Source organism: Eisenbergiella sp. OF01-20, assembly GCF_003478085.1.
Taxonomy (GTDB): Bacteria; Bacillota; Clostridia; order Lachnospirales; family Lachnospiraceae; genus Eisenbergiella.
On sequence record NZ_QUES01000004.1, the window covers coordinates 168,055 to 183,961 of the forward strand.

Consider the following 15,907-nt stretch of genomic DNA (forward strand, 5'->3'; position numbering starts at 1 on the left):
GGGAGGGATTATTATGGCGAAGCCGAATCTGATATATATACTGGCGGATGATATGGGGTACGGTGATATCTCCGCGCTGAATGAAAACTGCGGGTTTCAGACGCCGAACCTGGATGAAATGGCGGAAAACGGGATCTGCTTTACGGACGCCCATGCCACGGCCGCCGTCTGTACGCCGTCCCGTTACGGAATCCTGACCGGACGCTATAACTGGCGTTCCCGGCTGAAATCCAGCGTGATGGGAGGCTATTCGGAGGCTTTAATCGAAACGGGGAGAAAAACGCTGGCGGATATGCTGAAGGAAAACGGCTACCGGACGGCGATGATTGGAAAGTGGCATTTGGGGATGCATTTTGCCAAAGAGCAGGGGTTTGTGGAAAAACCGGACTTCGAGACTTGCGATCATGTGGATTATGCCGGTAAAATAGAACGCTCCCCGGTTTCCAACGGGTTTGACTATTTCTATGGAATCAGTGCCTCTCTGGATATGCCTCCTTATATTTATATCGAGAACGATCATTTCACGGCGCTGCCGGATCATGTGACTAAGGGCACGGGAAAAGGGTTTTTCCGGGAAGGGCCAACGGCTCCGGGTTTTGTACAGGAGCGGGTGCTGGATGAGCTGACGGACAAGGTGCTGGAAAAAATAGAGGAATACCAGGCTGAACCGTTTTTTCTATATTTTCCTATGCCGGCGCCTCATACCCCGATTCTTCCGGCGGAGCAGTTCCGGGGGAAATCCGGTACCAATGAATATGGGGATTTTGTTCTTCACTGTGATGATGTGGCGGGAAGAATCAACCGGAAGCTGAAAGAATTAGGGCTTTATGAAAATACAATTGTGATCTATACTTCAGATAACGGCTGTTCACCTATGGCAGATTATCCCCGGCTTCTGGAAAAGGGGCATAATCCCAGCTATGTTTTCCGCGGGACCAAGGCTGATATTTATGAAGGCGGGCACCGGATTCCGCTGATCGTCCAGTGGCCGGGAAAAGTGCCGAAGGGAAAACGCTGCGGGGCGGTGGTCTGTCTTTGTGATATCATGGCAACCATGGCGGATTACCTGCAGCTATCGCTGGATCCCGGCATGGGGGAGGACAGCGTGAGCAATCTGCCTCTGTGGCTGAATCCGGACGGAGGTGAGGTAAGGGAAGATTTGATCCATCAGAGCATTGACGGCTCCCTTTCGATCCGGAAAGGGCGGTTCAAGCTGGAAATGTGTCCCGGATCCGGTGGCTGGTCGGATCCAAGGCCCGGAGAAGAACCTGCGGGTGCACCCAGGTTCCAGCTGTATGATTTATCCGCCGATATCGGAGAGCGATGGAATGTTATCGGGGATTACCCGGAGGTGGAGAAAGAACTGCGTGGGCTTCTGAAGGCTCATATTTTCCGGGGAAGGAGCACGCCGGGACCTGCACAGCGCAACGACGGAGAACCGGTATGGGAAACCATACGCTGGGTGGAGGAGCTGTAAAGGAAAGACAAGGAAAAAAGGGTAACCGAAAAGGAGAGGGTACATGTATCAGTTTAACAGGGAAGACTATGACAAAAGAATGGAATGGTACAGGCAGGCGCGGTTTGGGATGTTTATCCACTGGGGGCTGTATGCCATTCCGGCAAGGGGGGAATGGCTGCGCAGTACGGAGCAGATTCCCAAAGAAGAGTACATGAAGTATTTTTATGAATTCGATCCCAGGGACTACGATCCCAAAAAATGGGCCAGGGCGGCCAAAAATGCCGGCATGAAATATGTGGTGCTTACCGCGAAGCATCATGACGGCTTCTGCCTGTTTGACAGCCAGTATACGGATTTCAAGTCCACCAATACCAAATGCGGCAGGGACCTGGTGGCGGAATATGTGGAAGCCGTCAGGGCAGAGGGCCTGAAGGTGGGGCTTTATTTCTCCCTGCTGGACTGGTACCATGAGGATTACCCTCATTACGCCGACCGGAACCATCCCATGAGGGGAAACGAAGCCTACAGCGACGAAAACAGGGATTTTAACCGTTATCTGGATTATATGCACAACCAGGTCCGGGAGATCTGCACCAATTACGGAAAGCTGGATGTGCTGTGGTTTGATTTTTCCTATGACGATATGAGGGGTGAAAAATGGAGGGCCACGGAGCTTATCAATATGGTACGCAGCCTGCAGCCTACGGTCATTATTGATAACCGGCTGGAGGTGAGCGGAGAGGGCTTCGGTTCCCTGGCGGAATGTGCCCCCACCCCCTATCATGGGGATTTTGTAAGCCCTGAGCAGATCATTCCCCCGAAAGGGCTGACGGATAAGGAGGGGAAACCGCTTGCCTGGGAAGCCTGCGTCACGATGAACGGGAACTGGGGCTATCACGGTACCGACCGGTTTTTCAAGCCTGCCCCCATGCTCATTAAGAAGCTGGTGGAATGTGTTTCCAAGGGGGGAAATATGCTGCTGAATGTGGGGCCGGACGCCTATGGCAATATCCCGCCCCAGTCCATGGAGATACTGGAAACCATCGGTAAATGGATGCGATACAACCATGACAGCATCTACGGCTGCGGGGCCTGTGATTTGCCGAAGCCGGATTTCGGACGCATTACCAGGAACGGGAACCGCTATTATTTCCATATGTATGAAAATACCATCGGCCCGGTACCCCTCATAGGGCTGGAAAAAGACAAGGTGAAAAAAATCCGCGCCCTGTCCACCGGTTATGAAATCCCGGTATCCACCAGCTGGGTGCACAGTGATTATCCGGATATTGTGTTTGCTGATTTGGGGCCGGACCCCGTGCTGCCGGATGATATTGATTATGTGCTGGAAGTGGAGATGGAGGAATAGACTGCGGAAAGGCATAACAAAACCGGGCATATCGCTGAAAACAGCGGTGTGCCCGGTTTGTTATGCCTGCTTTACAATTTCCAGGGGAAGCATGGTACGTGCGGCTATTTCCTCAGGCGGCATACCCTGACTGGAAAAGCGGCGGATAACCGTATTCATATCCTCTGCAATTTCCACAATATGCCTGTCCGGGTCATATAACCGGATGTCACGCTGGCCCCACGGATATTCCTTTATTTCATGTACCCACTGCAGGCCGTCCGTGCGTTTCAATTCCTCATAGATGCCGTCTAAATCCTCTGTTTCAAAATAGACCTGGAAGTTGTGGGACTGCTCTGCCACACTATCAGCTGCAACGCCGATAAGCCCGGCATATCCCTCCTGCAGGGAAAACCCCTCAAAGGTTATATGTTCGCCCACATCCATAATGATGTTTTGATGAAGCACCTTTTCATAAAAATTCCTGGATACTGATATATCCTTCACTGCTAAAAGACAACCCTGATATTTCATATGTTATTCCTCCTTTGAGGAAATTGTATGATAAACTTCGATGTTGTCATAGTAAAAATCGGACAAGGTTTTCTTAAACGGTCAGCATCCAGCAGACACGCATCATAGTCAGCCGGTTCCGCGCGCTGGGGGAAAAGCGCAGAAGCTGCGGCAGATAAGCGGAAGGGACCTCAATATCCTCCATGGATTTCTTCGCCCCGATTTCTTCATATAAAGCGGTAAGCTCTTCCGGGCGGGGAATTGTGTTGATAATTCTGCGGATTTCCGGCCAGGCATTTATAAGCATTTCCGGTGTAACCCCATCCATGCAATCCTTTTTGTTTTCCTCCAGGATGCTGGGATACAGGGCGGGGCCATACATGGCTTCCAGTTCATCCCCGGGAAGCATGGAATAGGAACGGACATAGGGGGAGATATCTTCGATGTCCGCAAGCCTGTGGCAGGCCTGGGAGATGAGGATGGTACCCACCCCTACTTTTTCCCCGTGCAACGCATCGGAGCGGAACGGGAAGGCGACAGGCTGCATTTCAATCAAATGGGAGATGTGATGCTCGGAGCCGGAAGCCGGACGGGAATTTCCCATCAGCTGCATGGCAAGACCGGATAGGATAAGCCCGTAAGTCAGCTGTTCAAAGGCGGTTTCATCCTGTACCTTCAATCCCGTACAGCAGGAACGGACGGCGTCCACCGCATCCCGGGTCATGGATTCGATAACCGGGCATACATATTCCCCGGTCAGGGCATGGCCGATGTTCCAGTCGGCAAGAGCGGTGTATTTTCCGAAGATATCCCCTGCGCCGCTGAGGGCCAGATACAGGGGAGCCTCTTTGATAATGTTAATATCCGCCAGCACAAAAACAGGCGCCACACCGGGCATGGTTTTTTTATATCCCTTCCAGGTCATGGCGGACACGGTAGAACAGAAGCCGTCCACACTGGCGGCAGTAGGGCAGGAAATAAAAGGGATTCCTCTGTCATTGGCGCAGTACCGGGTCGTATCATGAATGGTGCCGCTGCCTATGGCAACCAGATAATCAATATCCTCCGACAGCTGCTCCATCACCTTTCCCACGGCGATTTCATTGGCATGCAGGTTGGCCGGATCCAGGATGATTTCCTGTTCGGCGGCGGGATGCACCCTGTTTGTGGCATGATAGGTGTTTTCGTCATAAATAACGGCACGCTTTCCGGTAATTCCGTATTTGTCCGTATAAAAATCCAGCTTTTCCAGGCAGCCGGCTTCGATGACGGCCTCTTTCGTGATCATTTCATGGCTTCTGCCGCAGGAACAGGGGCCGTTCAGCTTTGCACTGTCGATTATCATATGGATTCCTCCTACTAAATAAGTATATGTATCGGTGCCGTCAGCGGCACCGTTTCTAGTTGCATTATAATATATTCATCTTTTGATGTCTATAGAAAGTGAAATATATTCGTAACTAATTTGAAAGCAAAGCGATCGTTCTGACTGATTTTTCCGGGTTATCCTCCTTACGGCTGTACAGTCACAATAACCGATAACCGTTCAGCCGGCCCTTTGTGTTCTGCTGAACGGTAGTTACTGTTCACTCCGTGACCAGCAACCTGCATAAATCCATTTAAAATCGCCTGCGGCGATGAGATTTATGCACTCTTGAATCACTTTTTCACGTACTGTGCAGTAAATGCACAGTACTGAGTGAACAGTAACGAACGGTTACCGGTTATTGAGGAAAAAAGCAAGAGATGGTTGCAGAGTGTGCGCGAGGAAGTATATAATTGGAGTAAAAAAAGAATATGCCGGGCCATCCGGCAGTGAGGTGCATTATGAATCAGGACGAACGGCGGAAATACATCTTGGATCAACTGAAAATAAAATCTTCCATATCGGTTTCGGAATTGAGTGAAGCTTTTTCACTTTCGGAGGTTTCCGTGCGTAAGCTGCTTGCGAATATGGAACAGGAAGGGGTTTTAAAGCGTACCTGGGGTGGTGCGGTAAGCCGGTACGGTTCTCTGCGGGAGTTTTCCCATCAGGAAAATGAAGTACGCCATCGGGAAGAAAAGAAAGCGATTGCTGCCGCGGCCTACGACTGCATCCAGGATGGGGAGGCGGTTTTCCTGGACAGCGGAACGACGACCTTCGAACTCGCCCGCATGATTGTGGAAGGGCCGAAACGGAATATCATGCCCTGTACCAACAATATTTTTGTGGCGATGGAGCTTGCCAAAGCTGCAGATATCCACAGCATTATTATAGGAGGCGAGCTTCGCACCAATATTTATTCCTGCGTGGGATATCTGGCGGAGCAGGTGCTGGGGAACCTCTTTTTCGACAAAGGATTTATCAGTGCCAATCATTTTACGGTGGAAAGAGGCTTTTCCACGCCAACGCTGGGAGAAGCGGAGCTGAAACGGAAAATCCTTACTATTTCCAAAGAAAAGATCATGCTGCTGGACTATACCAAATTCGGGGATGATTCCATGGTTCTGATCGCCAGGCCGGAGGACGTGGATGTTCTCATTACGGACTGGCATGCGCCGGACGAGCTGGTAGCGGGCTTCGGTGACAAGGGCGTCAAAACAATAATGGCTCCCCAGGTATAAGTATTGCAGATCTGCTTCAGGCAATCGGAACGGCAGGAAGGAATCGAATTACATGAGACAAAAAACAGACACCTCGTTTTACCGGAACTTTTTTTCCATTTATATTGTGCTTGTACTGCAGAATGTGGTGACCTTAAGTGTGAATCTGGCGGACAATATGATGCTGGGCGCTTATAGTGAAACCGCCCTTTCCGGAGTGGCGGCAGTGAACCAGATCCAGTTTATTTATCAACAGCTCCTGACGGCGCTGGGAGAAGGGCTTGTCATTTTCTGCAGCCAGTACTGGGGACAGCGTCGAACGGAGCCGATGAAAAAAATCGCGGCAGGGGCTATGTGGGCAGGGCTTGGGGTCGCGGTTATCCTGTTTACCTTGGTCAGCATTTTTCCGTACCAGACCATGGGGATTTTTACAACGGAGCAGGCGATTATTAAGGAAGGCGTCCGTTACCTCGTCATTATCCGTTTTACTTATTTTTTCTTTGCCATAACCCAGATCCTTCTCGCCACCATGCGCAGCGTGGAGCTGGTGAAAATCGCCTTCGGGCTGTCTGTTATCACATTTTTCATAAACTGTGGAATCAATTATGTCCTGATATACGGGCACTTCGGCGCGCCGGAAATGGGGGCGGCAGGAGCGGCCACAGGAACGCTGGCAGCCCGGATAATAGAGCTTGCGGTGCTGCTTTTCTATATCCGCAAAAAGGAGACCAATCTGCGGCTTGGGCCGGGGGATTATTTTCACCTGGATAAGGACTTATGCAGAGATTATCTTAAAGTCACCGCCCCAATGCTGGTGGTGCAGGGACTGTGGGGAGTCAATACGGCGCTTCAGACCGTTATCCTGGGCCATATGACTGCGGCGGCAATCGCGGCGAACAGTGTGGCGTCCACTATTTTCCTGATGGTAAAATCCATGGCGGTGGGTGCGGCGTCAACGGCATCCGTAATCATCGGTAAGACAATCGGGACAGGTGATATTCCCCTTGTTAAACAGTATGCCAGGCTGATGCAGCGGATGTTTCTGGTAATAGGTGCGGTTTCCGGCCTTATCCTGTTTGTTATCCGCGTCCCTCTGCTGCGTTTCTATGATTTGGCACCGGCGACCAAGGATATGGCGAATACCTTCCTGATGATACTCAGCGTTGTGATCGTGGGGATGTCCTATCAGATGCCTACAAATAACGGAATCATCCGCGGTGGCGGAAATGCCATGTTTGTTGTGAAAATGGACTTGATAAGTATCTGGGGAATTGTTATTCCGCTGTCTTTTCTTATGGCATTCGTGGTGAAGGCATCTCCTGCGGTGGTGGTATGCTGTCTGAATGCGGATCAGATATTCAAATGTGTTCCTGCATTTCTGGAATCCCATTATGGGAATTGGATACGGAAATTAACGAGGGAATAAGGGAATGGCTTGTACCATTTATATTTGTATAGAACGGCAGAAGGATAGGGGTATGTATATGTTCATTAAATATGATAACTTAATCATTCGCAATGCAGTAGCGGCTGATGCCATTCAGCTCTGTGCATGGTGGAATGACGGAAAGATTATGGCTCACGCAGGCCTGCCAAATGGTTTGGGATGTACGCCGGAAGAAATACGTAAAAGTCTTGCTGATGATACAGATGAAACCCATAGGAGGCATATCATAGAACTTGACGGTAGGCCTATTGGAGAAATGAATTACCGCAATAAGGATGGTGCCGCAGAACTTGGTATTAAAATCTGCGATTTTTCCCAGCAGGAAAAGGGTTATGGTACGATATTGCTTTCCGTATTTATAGATGCGCTGTTCCTTCATCATGACTATAAAAAAATGATCTTAGACACGAATCTTAATAATAAACGAGCGCAGCATGTATACGAAAATAAGCTTGGCTTCCGGCGTATTGGATTAGAAAAAAATGCCTGGCGTGATCAGCTGGGGATCATGAATTCCATTATAAATTATGAGATGAGCAAAGCAGATTGGATTGCTTCCCGGAAAGAACCATTGGAATACCAATATCGGGACAGGTAAATTTTTTATGCAAAGTATCCTTTGGAATAAATAACACGGTCGTTGAAGGGGAGGGATACAAATGATACCGGATTTAACTATTGGAAACCTTATGATTGATTGCACCGACGCCAGTCGGGCACGTGAGTTTTATGCTGACCTTTTGGGGTTGGAAAGAACCATTTTATTTGATTATCTTGGGGTTAAAACGGATAATGACATGCCAATTCTGTTTGTGGAACCCGATATTCCATATATACCGCCGGTTTGGCCGGAAGAGTCGGGCAGACAGCAAAAACAAATGTACTTCAATTTTCAAGTGGTTGATTTACTGTTCGCTGTAGTGGAGGCTATCCGCCTTGGTTCAAGGATAGCTGCCAAACAATATGGCGGTGGGAAGCAATGCGGACACTTAACACAGCGTTGAGTCGTCTGTATTGGGTGACGGAATGCATCCAGGAAAATATCCTTGCAGACTTTTTGTCTGCACAGAGGGCGGAGGTTGTTGCCATGTCAATTTTTGAGTATAACGAAGAAGAAGAAATGAAAAAAATCCGCGCTGATGAATACAGTGTGGGAAAAGCGGAAAATGTACTTGATCTGCTGGAGGATGTGGGAGAAATTCCTGCCGGGCTTCATGAACGGATCCTATCGGAAACCGACTTAGTGCTTCTGAAAAAGTGGCTTAAGTTGGCGGCCAAAGCCAGGACGGTCCGGGAATTCATGGACCAATCAGGACTGGCCTGATACCGGGCAGCTTATGGCAGAGACGAATCAGGGGGAGAACCTGTAAAGACCAAACCGGATATTTTCATGGTCTTAAACGATAAAAGTTGACAAATAAAGTTGTCATTGACAACTTTATTTGTCAATGCTATGATAAGGATGACAAGGAAAGTTGTCATCCTTTTTTGTGTTACAGGGAATTTCACGGGAACAGCCGTGGGAAAGGAGGCCGTAATGCCATTATATAACCAACTGAAGGAGCATCGGGCAAGACTGGGAGTAAACCAGGAGGAGCTTGGGAAAATGGCCGGTGTATCCAGGCAGACGATCAGCCTGATTGAGAGAGGGGATTACTCGCCTTCCGTGAGTCTGGCCCTGAAGCTGGCTGCTATCTGTCAGACTACGGTGGAGGACATTTTCCGATATGAAGAGTAAAGATAACCGTTCGGCAGGTCCGTGCATTTACGGTTCTGCCCGGGATTCAGGACTGAAAAAAGCAATAATGCAATAGCAGCGGATGGCCGGCTGTGACCGGCGGATGGGAGAGAACGATGAAGGACAATAAAAACAAACCTAAAAGTATGGGACGAATTCTTGCTAAAATGGCATTGTGGCTGGTTATAGGGGGAGTTATCGGCTACGCGGCAGCATTTCTTGTTTTTGCCGTCAAGGGGGATACGGCAGACGCCATGCGTTTCTTTTATAACGGCTATTTACAGTATGCATTAGGGTACCAGGCAGGCTTTTTTGTGGTTTTAGGTGCGGTGGCCCTTGTGTATTACCGGAAAGCGGGAGCACAGATCAGGCTGGGAACCTACGAAGGCGAGGATCAGGCAAACGATTATCAGAATGCCGCTATGACCGCCAATGAAATGAATATGGTCATCCAGTTTTTGCTGTTCGGTTTAGCCATGGATAAGAAGAATCCGTATATGCTTGTGTCTGTAGTTCTGTTTCTAGTGTTCTGTTCTGTGGTGTTTCTTATGGAAGCGCTTCTGATAAAACAGATTAAAAAAATCCATCCCTTAAAAGAAGGGGATGTGGGCGACACTAATTTTAATAAGAAATGGATGGAAAGCTGTGACGAAGCCGAACGGATGATAGTTTACAAGTCTGCCTACGGTACCTTCCAGGTCATGAAATCCCTGCTTCCTATTATGGAAGCGGTTGCCCTCCTGGGGAAATTAATGTTCGGCACCGGCAATTTTCCCATTGTCCTGGTGTGCGTTCTGTGGGGCGTACACACGGGCGTATACTGCTTTTACTGCATGAGACTGGAGAAAAACGGGCCGGAGTAGGACGCGATGTCCGCCGGCCGTGAACAGTAACATTCCATGGCTGGCGGACAGAAATGGGAATTGTTTCCAGACCCACCGTATGCTACACTGAAGGTAGAAAGCGCCGGCATGTCAGAAAGGGCCACCTTTGAATAGCGGCGCCAAAACAGGCAAAAACTATAAACAAAAGCCGCAGGATTTCCGTACAGGGAATCAGGGAGGAGGCAGTATGCTGAAAAATCATGTGGAGCAGGAAAAACCCCGGGAAGAGGAATTGCTCAGACGGCTGGAGGATGCGAGGAACCACCTGTTTGCCTTACAGATGCAGATTAAGGACAGGGGGCTTCCGGTGCTGGTCCTGATGGAAGGCTGGGGGGCCGCCGGAAAAGGAAGTACGATAGGTAAAATTATCCGTAACATTGATCCCCGTTTCTTCAAGGTGGCGACCATGTCCGCCCCCACGGAGGAGGAACTGCGCAAGCCTTTCCTGTACCGCTATTTTGCACGACTGCCGGAAGCGGGGAAATTCACGTTTCTGGATTCCGGCTGGATGGAAGAAATCACCGGTGATGTGCTGCGGGATAAGCTGGATCAAAAGGGGTATGCTTCCCGTATTGAAAGCGTGAAGCGTTTTGAAAGGCAGCTGACGGATAACGGCTATCTGGTGATGAAATTTTTCTTCCATATAGAAGAAAAAGAGCAGAAAAAACGTCTGGACGGCCTTCTGTCAAACGAGGATACCAGCTGGAGGGTGAGCGATTCTGACCGCTGGCAGAGTAAGCATTATGACAAATGCATGAAGGTATTTGACCGGTATCTGAATGATACCAATGTGTCAACCGCACCCTGGTACATTGTGGATGCCCATTCCCGTAAATGGGCGCAGCTGCAGGTATTGGAAATGCTGTGTCAGGGAATAGAGGTGGCGCTGCAGAATAAGAGCCTGGCGGTCCCTCTGCTGCAGAACACTTTCCCTCTGGAAAAAATGCCTCGGCTGGAGGAAATTCCCCTGGATAAAACCATGGAGGAAGAGGAATACCAGGAGGAGCTGGAAAAGCTTCAGAAAAGGCTGGGAGAGCTTCACAACCGGCTTTACCGCAAACGCGTGCCTCTGATCATTGCCTACGAAGGCTGGGATGCCGCCGGAAAAGGAGGCAATATAAAACGGATCACCGGAGCGCTGGATCCCAGAGGCTTTGAGGTGCATCCCATCGCCAGCCCGGAACCGCATGAAAAAGCGCGGCACTATCTGTGGCGTTTCTGGACCCGGCTGCCCAAGACGGGCCATGTTGCCATTTTCGACCGCACCTGGTACGGAAGAGTCATGGTGGAACGCATTGAAGGCTTCTGCAGCACCAACGACTGGCAGCGGGCCTATAACGAAATCAATGAATTCGAAAAGGAGCTGGTAGACTGGGGCGCAGTGGTTATCAAATTCTGGGTCCATATTGATAAGGATACGCAGCTGGAACGCTTTAACGAGAGACAGAACACACCCGAAAAACGGTGGAAAATAACCGATGAGGATTGGAGAAACCGGGAAAAATGGGATTCCTATGAGGCGGCTGTAAACGAAATGATACAAAAGACCAGCACGGTTTATGCACCCTGGCATATCCTGGAGTCCACGGACAAAAAATATGCCAGAATCAAAGCGCTGAAGATTGTGATCCGGGAACTGGAAAAGATCCTGGGGGAATCATAGCAGCCGCAGGGCACAAAGATCTGTCTGGACGGTTACCATTTACCGCAGTTCAGGTTATTTCCTGAACTGCGGTTCTTCTGATAATTTCTTAATAGAAGAGGAATATTCCGAAGGCGTCATTCCTGTCACCTTTTTAAACTGCCTGGAAAAGTAGTGGACTGAGGTATAACCCATGGTGTCGGCTATCTGTGTGAAGTTCAGACTCTGGTTCCGGATGAGCTGCTTTGCCGCATCAATTTTCATATGGGAAAAATAATCGATGATGCCGCAGCCGTTTCGTTCCCGGAACAGCTTCTGCAGCTGGGACCGCCCCACCAGATTGTCTTTGCAGATCTGTTCGATGGTCAGCTGGGAATACAGGTTCTGTTCCAGATACGTCATAATCCGTTCATATAAATCCACATCGGATTTCTGCTTCAGGGTGGAAGGCTGCCTGCGTTCCTGACGGGATGCGGTGTAGCGGCGGATCAGCTGTATCAGCAGCTGTTCCAGATGGAGCTGTATCATCTGGCTGCAGCCGAAGGGCGGATTTTCAGCCGGTTCCATCTTTTTTAAATACGGATCATCCAGAGGGCAGGAAAACATCTGCCGGGCCTCCATTATGATCTGGGCAATCAGGCTCCGCTCCGCCTCCCCGATGGTAAGGATCCGATCCTTGAAAAAATCCATGGAAGGAGAAGTACACTCAAAGGAAACCACCACCACATTGGGCGCGACTTTTCCGTTGGACCGCACCGTATGGAATTCATTCGGCTTATGGAAGATGATTTCGTCCTTTTTCAGGGAAAGGGTGCGGCTTCCTGCCACCACATCCACTTCCCCCTTGTCCACACACAGGAACTCCCAGAAATTATGGGCTTCCCCGGGAAATGAGAAATCATTCATGTATTCAAAATAATGGACGGTAAAGAGCTTGCTGATCAGAAGGGATTGATGTAAGGTTACAGATTCGTAGTTATTGACGGTATTCGGCTCCATTTGTATCATCCTCCGGCTCCGGAGCAGGGAAAACAGGTTTCTTCCCGAATTCTTCCCGCATGTATTTCCCGCATCCCGGCTTTATCTTCTGTTTCTCAAACTACGCAGAGGGCCATCTGGCACCTGCGTAGTTTGAGTTCTATTATATATAGTAACAAATTTTACGCAGTAAATCACCTTTTTTTCTTCCGTTTTATTGAGAATTTTATAATAGTACAAAGATTTGGATGCATTGTGCAAAAAATAAATAGGGAATTGTGCAATCCGACTTTTTGCTGTGCCCAATAATCCGATTGGGATAGAAATACATAATAGAAAAATGGTGATGTTACCTGAAAAATTGTAAAAAAAGACGAGAAATGCCATGATCGGATAAAAAACCGAAATTATTGTGTAAATAATTTTTGTACAAGAGTGTTATAATGAAACTGCAAAACGGGGACAGCCGGCGGGACTGCGGCTGAGAAACATAAGGTGAGGTAGGAAAATGGATAATTTGGACATGAATTTGGTAAAAGAAAAAATTGCTCCCAGGTTCCGCACGGAAGGAATCCTGACGGAGGCGGTTCCTTACGGAAGCGGCCATATCAATGATACCGTATGTCTGACCTGTGATTTGGGAAGCGGGAAACACAGACGTTATATCCTGCAGCGCATGAACGATGATATTTTTAAGAAACCCAGGGAACTGATGGAAAACATCATGAATGTCACCTCTTTCCTCCGGAATAAAATCATCAGGAACGGCGGCGACCCGGATCGGGAAACCCTGAATGTTATCCGCACCGTGGACGGAGAGAATTATCTGGTGGACGAGGACGGGGACTTCTGGAGGATGTATATTTTTATTGAAGATGCCACCAGCTTTGATACCGTGGAAAAGCCGGAGGACTTCTATAACAGTGCTCTTTCTTTTGGCAATTTCCAGAAGCTGCTTGCGGATTATCCGGCAGCGACCCTGCATGAGACGATCCCTGATTTCCACAATACGGTGAAACGGTTTGCCGATTTCAGAAAAGCGGTGGAAGCGGATACCTTCAAAAGGGCGGCAGGAGTGGAAAAGGAAATCCGTTTTGTGCTGGACAGGGAGCCGGATACCCATGTTATCTGTGATGCCCTGGCTAAAAACAGGATTCCGCTGCGTGTGACCCATAATGACACCAAGCTGAATAATATTATGATAGATAATAAAACCGGTAAAGGGCTCTGCGTCATTGACCTGGATACGGTTATGCCGGGTTCCGCCCTCTATGACTACGGCGATTCCATTCGTTTCGGAGCCAGCACAGGAGCGGAGGACGAGAAAAACCTGGATCTGATCAGCTGTGATTTAAAGCTGTTTGAGATATATACAAAGGGTTATGTGGAAGGCTGCGGGGGCAGCCTGACGGAGCAGGAAATCAGGATGCTTCCCATGGGGGCCAAGTTGATGACGCTGGAATGCGGAATGCGCTTCCTGGCGGATTACCTCCAGGGTGATGTATATTTTAAAATCCATCGTCCCGAACATAATCTGGATCGGGCACGCACACAATTCAAGCTGGTTGCGGATATGGAAAGCAAGTGGGACAAAATGATGAGTATTGCAGAGAAGTATATATAAAACAGCAGGCTGCCTTTAGGGGAATGATATAGATGAAAAATACCGTGCCGGTTTTCCGGCGCGGTATTTTTATGGGCGGGTATCCCCGTCAGGCGGCAGTGCGGAAGAGACGCGCTGTTTTCACGCGCCTTTCCTCCATTTCCGTGACGGTAACCTGCCAGTCATGGAAGCGGAAGGAATCCCCCTTTTCGGGTATTTTCCGAAGCTCATTCATTATCCAGCCGTTAACCGATACACTTTCCGTTTCCTCTTCAATACCCAGCTGCTCAAAAAGCTTATCCGCGTTGGCGCTTCCCATAACAACGAATTCATTGCCGGAAAGCTTCTGTATGGACTGTATAATTTCATCATGTTCATCCCAGATTTCACCTACCAGCTCTTCCAGGATATCCTCCAGGGTAATAATCCCTACGGTTCCTCCGAATTCATCGATAACAATGGCGATATGCAGCTTTGAAGCCTGCAGCTCCTGCAGCAAATGGCTGATCTTCCTGTGCTTGGTGATGTAGAGGGCCGGACGTATTACGTCCTTTATTCCTGCGGGAAACGAACCAGCCGTACGCGCTTGTGCGTCAGGTTGGCGGCTGTCGTGAGGGTCAAATACTCCGCGGCTTGCTTCAGGGCATTCGGCTTTCTTTCCCGCTCCGTAAATCTGGTTATAAAAGTCCTTGTGATACAGAATGCCGGTAATGTTATCAATGGAATCATGATATACCGGGAGCCTGGAATAACCTGTGGCTGCAAAGACGGAAGCGATTTCTTCTTTGGAGGAATCCATGCTCACCCCTTTGATATCAATTCTCGGCGTGAGAATGTCCGCTGCCTTTAAATCGTTGAATTCAATGGCGTTACGCAGCAAATCCCCTTCCTGTTCGTCGATCCCGCCGCCCTGCCTCGCTTCCTCTACAATGGTTATCAGTTCCTCTTCTGTAATCGCCTGGCTGGAGGATGTGCGGAAAAGCCTGGATAACACCCGCTTCCAAAGCTTGAACAAATAATTCAGGGGAGTGAGGAGTATCGCCATAACATTCAGGATAGGTGCGGAAAACATGGCAAAGCTTTCGGGACTTTCCTTTGCAATACTTTTCGGAGAAACTTCACCGAAAATAAGGACGATGACGGTGGTGGCGGCAGTGGACACACTGGCGCCCAAATCTTCTCCCAAAAGACGCACAAACAAAAGTGTGGCAAGAGAGGCGCAGGCGATATTCACGATATTATTGCCGATGAGAATGGTGGACAGAAGCCTGTCATAATCCGCCGACAGTTTCAAAACCAAAGCGGCCCGTTTGTTTCCCTTTTCAGCCATATTCTTAATACGGATACGGTTTAAAGAAGAAAATGCAGTTTCCGTTGCCGAGAAATAAGCAGACATGATAATACAAAATACAATTATGAGCAAAGTAATATTCATATGTAAATGAAATCCTTTCTTTTTTCAATCCTATGACAGTTACCCGGAAAATGATATCTCTGTTCATTCCAGCAGAATAACCGCAGGGCATTGAAAGCGGGAAGGGTTCCCGTCGCCGTCGTCCGATTCTTCCATAATAATGCATTCCTCCTTTCTGCTGTTATTTTTTATGAAACAGAATACCAGACCGGGAGATAAGAATCAAGAATCCTGGGTGTAATTTAGCAATAATTTAACATATGCCATTTGCCGTTATTTTGCCTTCCGTAATTTAAGA

At 48.8% G+C, this 15,907-nt stretch carries 15 protein-coding genes; 11 read left to right on the top strand and 4 right to left on the bottom strand.

Going from position 1 to position 15,907, the window contains the following annotated elements; all coding sequences use genetic code 11:
- Window positions 1-13 precede the first annotated feature (13 nt).
- Both DXA36_RS07695 and DXA36_RS07700 read left to right on the top strand, forming a co-directional pair.
- A complete protein-coding gene (locus tag DXA36_RS07695) occupies window positions 14-1,477 on the top strand; it encodes a sulfatase family protein (protein WP_118677979.1) in 1,464 nt (487 codons plus the stop codon).
- 43 nt (window positions 1,478-1,520) lie between these two features.
- A complete protein-coding gene (locus tag DXA36_RS07700; RefSeq protein WP_118677981.1) occupies window positions 1,521-2,828 on the top strand; it encodes an alpha-L-fucosidase in 1,308 nt (435 codons plus the stop codon).
- A 60-nt stretch (window positions 2,829-2,888) separates the two neighbouring features.
- Here DXA36_RS07700 and DXA36_RS07705 read toward each other — a convergent pair whose 3' ends face one another.
- Both DXA36_RS07705 and DXA36_RS07710 read right to left on the bottom strand, forming a co-directional pair.
- Window positions 2,889-3,341 carry a VOC family protein gene (locus DXA36_RS07705; RefSeq protein ID WP_118677983.1) on the bottom strand — a complete coding sequence of 151 codons (453 nt, stop codon included), beginning with the start codon at window positions 3,339-3,341 and terminating at the stop codon, window positions 2,889-2,891.
- A 73-nt stretch (window positions 3,342-3,414) separates the two neighbouring features.
- Entirely contained in the window at window positions 3,415-4,665 is a 1,251-nt protein-coding gene (locus DXA36_RS07710; protein ID WP_118677985.1) for a sn-glycerol-1-phosphate dehydrogenase, read from the bottom strand.
- Between the two features lie 482 nt (window positions 4,666-5,147).
- Here DXA36_RS07710 and DXA36_RS07715 point away from each other — a divergent pair, with 482 nt between their 5' ends.
- From DXA36_RS07715 to pap, 8 genes are all read left to right on the top strand, one after another.
- Window positions 5,148-5,924, top strand: coding sequence for a DeoR/GlpR family DNA-binding transcription regulator (locus DXA36_RS07715; RefSeq protein ID WP_182478978.1), 777 nt, complete (start codon window positions 5,148-5,150; stop codon window positions 5,922-5,924).
- A 52-nt stretch (window positions 5,925-5,976) separates the two neighbouring features.
- The gene (locus DXA36_RS07720) at window positions 5,977-7,329 is read left to right on the top strand and encodes an MATE family efflux transporter (RefSeq protein ID WP_118677989.1); all 1,353 of its coding nucleotides are present in this window, start codon (window positions 5,977-5,979) and stop codon (window positions 7,327-7,329) included.
- Window positions 7,330-7,387: 58 nt separating this feature from the next.
- Window positions 7,388-7,948: a GNAT family N-acetyltransferase gene (locus DXA36_RS07725; protein ID WP_118678130.1), complete on the top strand. Its 561-nt coding sequence runs from the start codon at window positions 7,388-7,390 to the stop codon at window positions 7,946-7,948.
- 61 nt (window positions 7,949-8,009) lie between these two features.
- Window positions 8,010-8,354, top strand: a complete 345-nt coding sequence (locus tag DXA36_RS07730) for a VOC family protein (RefSeq protein ID WP_118677991.1) — start codon at window positions 8,010-8,012, stop codon at window positions 8,352-8,354.
- A gap of 83 nt (window positions 8,355-8,437) precedes the next feature.
- Window positions 8,438-8,674: a hypothetical protein gene (locus DXA36_RS07735; RefSeq protein WP_243114589.1), complete on the top strand. Its 237-nt coding sequence runs from the start codon at window positions 8,438-8,440 to the stop codon at window positions 8,672-8,674.
- A 213-nt stretch (window positions 8,675-8,887) separates the two neighbouring features.
- The gene (locus DXA36_RS07740; RefSeq protein ID WP_118677993.1) at window positions 8,888-9,088 is read left to right on the top strand and encodes a helix-turn-helix transcriptional regulator; all 201 of its coding nucleotides are present in this window, start codon (window positions 8,888-8,890) and stop codon (window positions 9,086-9,088) included.
- Window positions 9,089-9,204: 116 nt separating this feature from the next.
- A complete protein-coding gene (locus DXA36_RS07745; protein WP_118677995.1) occupies window positions 9,205-9,951 on the top strand; it encodes a DUF3169 family protein in 747 nt (248 codons plus the stop codon).
- A 208-nt stretch (window positions 9,952-10,159) separates the two neighbouring features.
- Window positions 10,160-11,635 carry a polyphosphate:AMP phosphotransferase gene (gene pap, locus DXA36_RS07750; protein WP_118678132.1) on the top strand — a complete coding sequence of 492 codons (1,476 nt, stop codon included), beginning with the start codon at window positions 10,160-10,162 and terminating at the stop codon, window positions 11,633-11,635.
- A 54-nt stretch (window positions 11,636-11,689) separates the two neighbouring features.
- Here the strand turns inward: pap and DXA36_RS07755 are convergent, their stop codons facing one another.
- Window positions 11,690-12,613 (bottom strand): helix-turn-helix domain-containing protein, encoded by a 924-nt coding sequence (locus tag DXA36_RS07755; protein ID WP_118677997.1) that lies wholly within the window; start codon window positions 12,611-12,613, stop codon window positions 11,690-11,692.
- A 487-nt stretch (window positions 12,614-13,100) separates the two neighbouring features.
- Here DXA36_RS07755 and DXA36_RS07760 point away from each other — a divergent pair, with 487 nt between their 5' ends.
- Window positions 13,101-14,216 (top strand): phosphotransferase enzyme family protein, encoded by a 1,116-nt coding sequence (locus tag DXA36_RS07760; protein WP_118677999.1) that lies wholly within the window; start codon window positions 13,101-13,103, stop codon window positions 14,214-14,216.
- An 88-nt stretch (window positions 14,217-14,304) separates the two neighbouring features.
- Here DXA36_RS07760 and DXA36_RS07765 read toward each other — a convergent pair whose 3' ends face one another.
- Window positions 14,305-15,630 carry an HlyC/CorC family transporter gene (locus DXA36_RS07765; RefSeq protein WP_118678001.1) on the bottom strand — a complete coding sequence of 442 codons (1,326 nt, stop codon included), beginning with the start codon at window positions 15,628-15,630 and terminating at the stop codon, window positions 14,305-14,307.
- Window positions 15,631-15,907: the final 277 nt, after the last annotated feature.

Bases quoted from the DNA above. Each gene is read 5' to 3' on its own strand.
- DXA36_RS07695 (WP_118677979.1), top strand. From the start codon at position 14: ATGGCGAAGCCGAATCTGATATATATACTGGCGGATGATATGGGGTAC.
- DXA36_RS07700 (WP_118677981.1), top strand. From the start codon at position 1,521: ATGTATCAGTTTAACAGGGAAGACTATGACAAAAGAATGGAATGGTAC.
- DXA36_RS07705 (WP_118677983.1), bottom strand. From the start codon at position 3,341: ATGAAATATCAGGGTTGTCTTTTAGCAGTGAAGGATATATCAGTATCC.
- DXA36_RS07710 (WP_118677985.1), bottom strand. From the start codon at position 4,665: ATGATAATCGACAGTGCAAAGCTGAACGGCCCCTGTTCCTGCGGCAGA.
- DXA36_RS07715 (WP_182478978.1), top strand. From the start codon at position 5,148: ATGAATCAGGACGAACGGCGGAAATACATCTTGGATCAACTGAAAATA.
- DXA36_RS07720 (WP_118677989.1), top strand. From the start codon at position 5,977: ATGAGACAAAAAACAGACACCTCGTTTTACCGGAACTTTTTTTCCATT.
- DXA36_RS07725 (WP_118678130.1), top strand. From the start codon at position 7,388: ATGTTCATTAAATATGATAACTTAATCATTCGCAATGCAGTAGCGGCT.
- DXA36_RS07730 (WP_118677991.1), top strand. From the start codon at position 8,010: ATGATACCGGATTTAACTATTGGAAACCTTATGATTGATTGCACCGAC.
- DXA36_RS07735 (WP_243114589.1), top strand. From the start codon at position 8,438: ATGTCAATTTTTGAGTATAACGAAGAAGAAGAAATGAAAAAAATCCGC.
- DXA36_RS07740 (WP_118677993.1), top strand. From the start codon at position 8,888: ATGCCATTATATAACCAACTGAAGGAGCATCGGGCAAGACTGGGAGTA.
- DXA36_RS07745 (WP_118677995.1), top strand. From the start codon at position 9,205: ATGAAGGACAATAAAAACAAACCTAAAAGTATGGGACGAATTCTTGCT.
- pap (WP_118678132.1), top strand. From the start codon at position 10,160: ATGCTGAAAAATCATGTGGAGCAGGAAAAACCCCGGGAAGAGGAATTG.
- DXA36_RS07755 (WP_118677997.1), bottom strand. From the start codon at position 12,613: ATGGAGCCGAATACCGTCAATAACTACGAATCTGTAACCTTACATCAA.
- DXA36_RS07760 (WP_118677999.1), top strand. From the start codon at position 13,101: ATGGATAATTTGGACATGAATTTGGTAAAAGAAAAAATTGCTCCCAGG.
- DXA36_RS07765 (WP_118678001.1), bottom strand. From the start codon at position 15,630: ATGAATATTACTTTGCTCATAATTGTATTTTGTATTATCATGTCTGCT.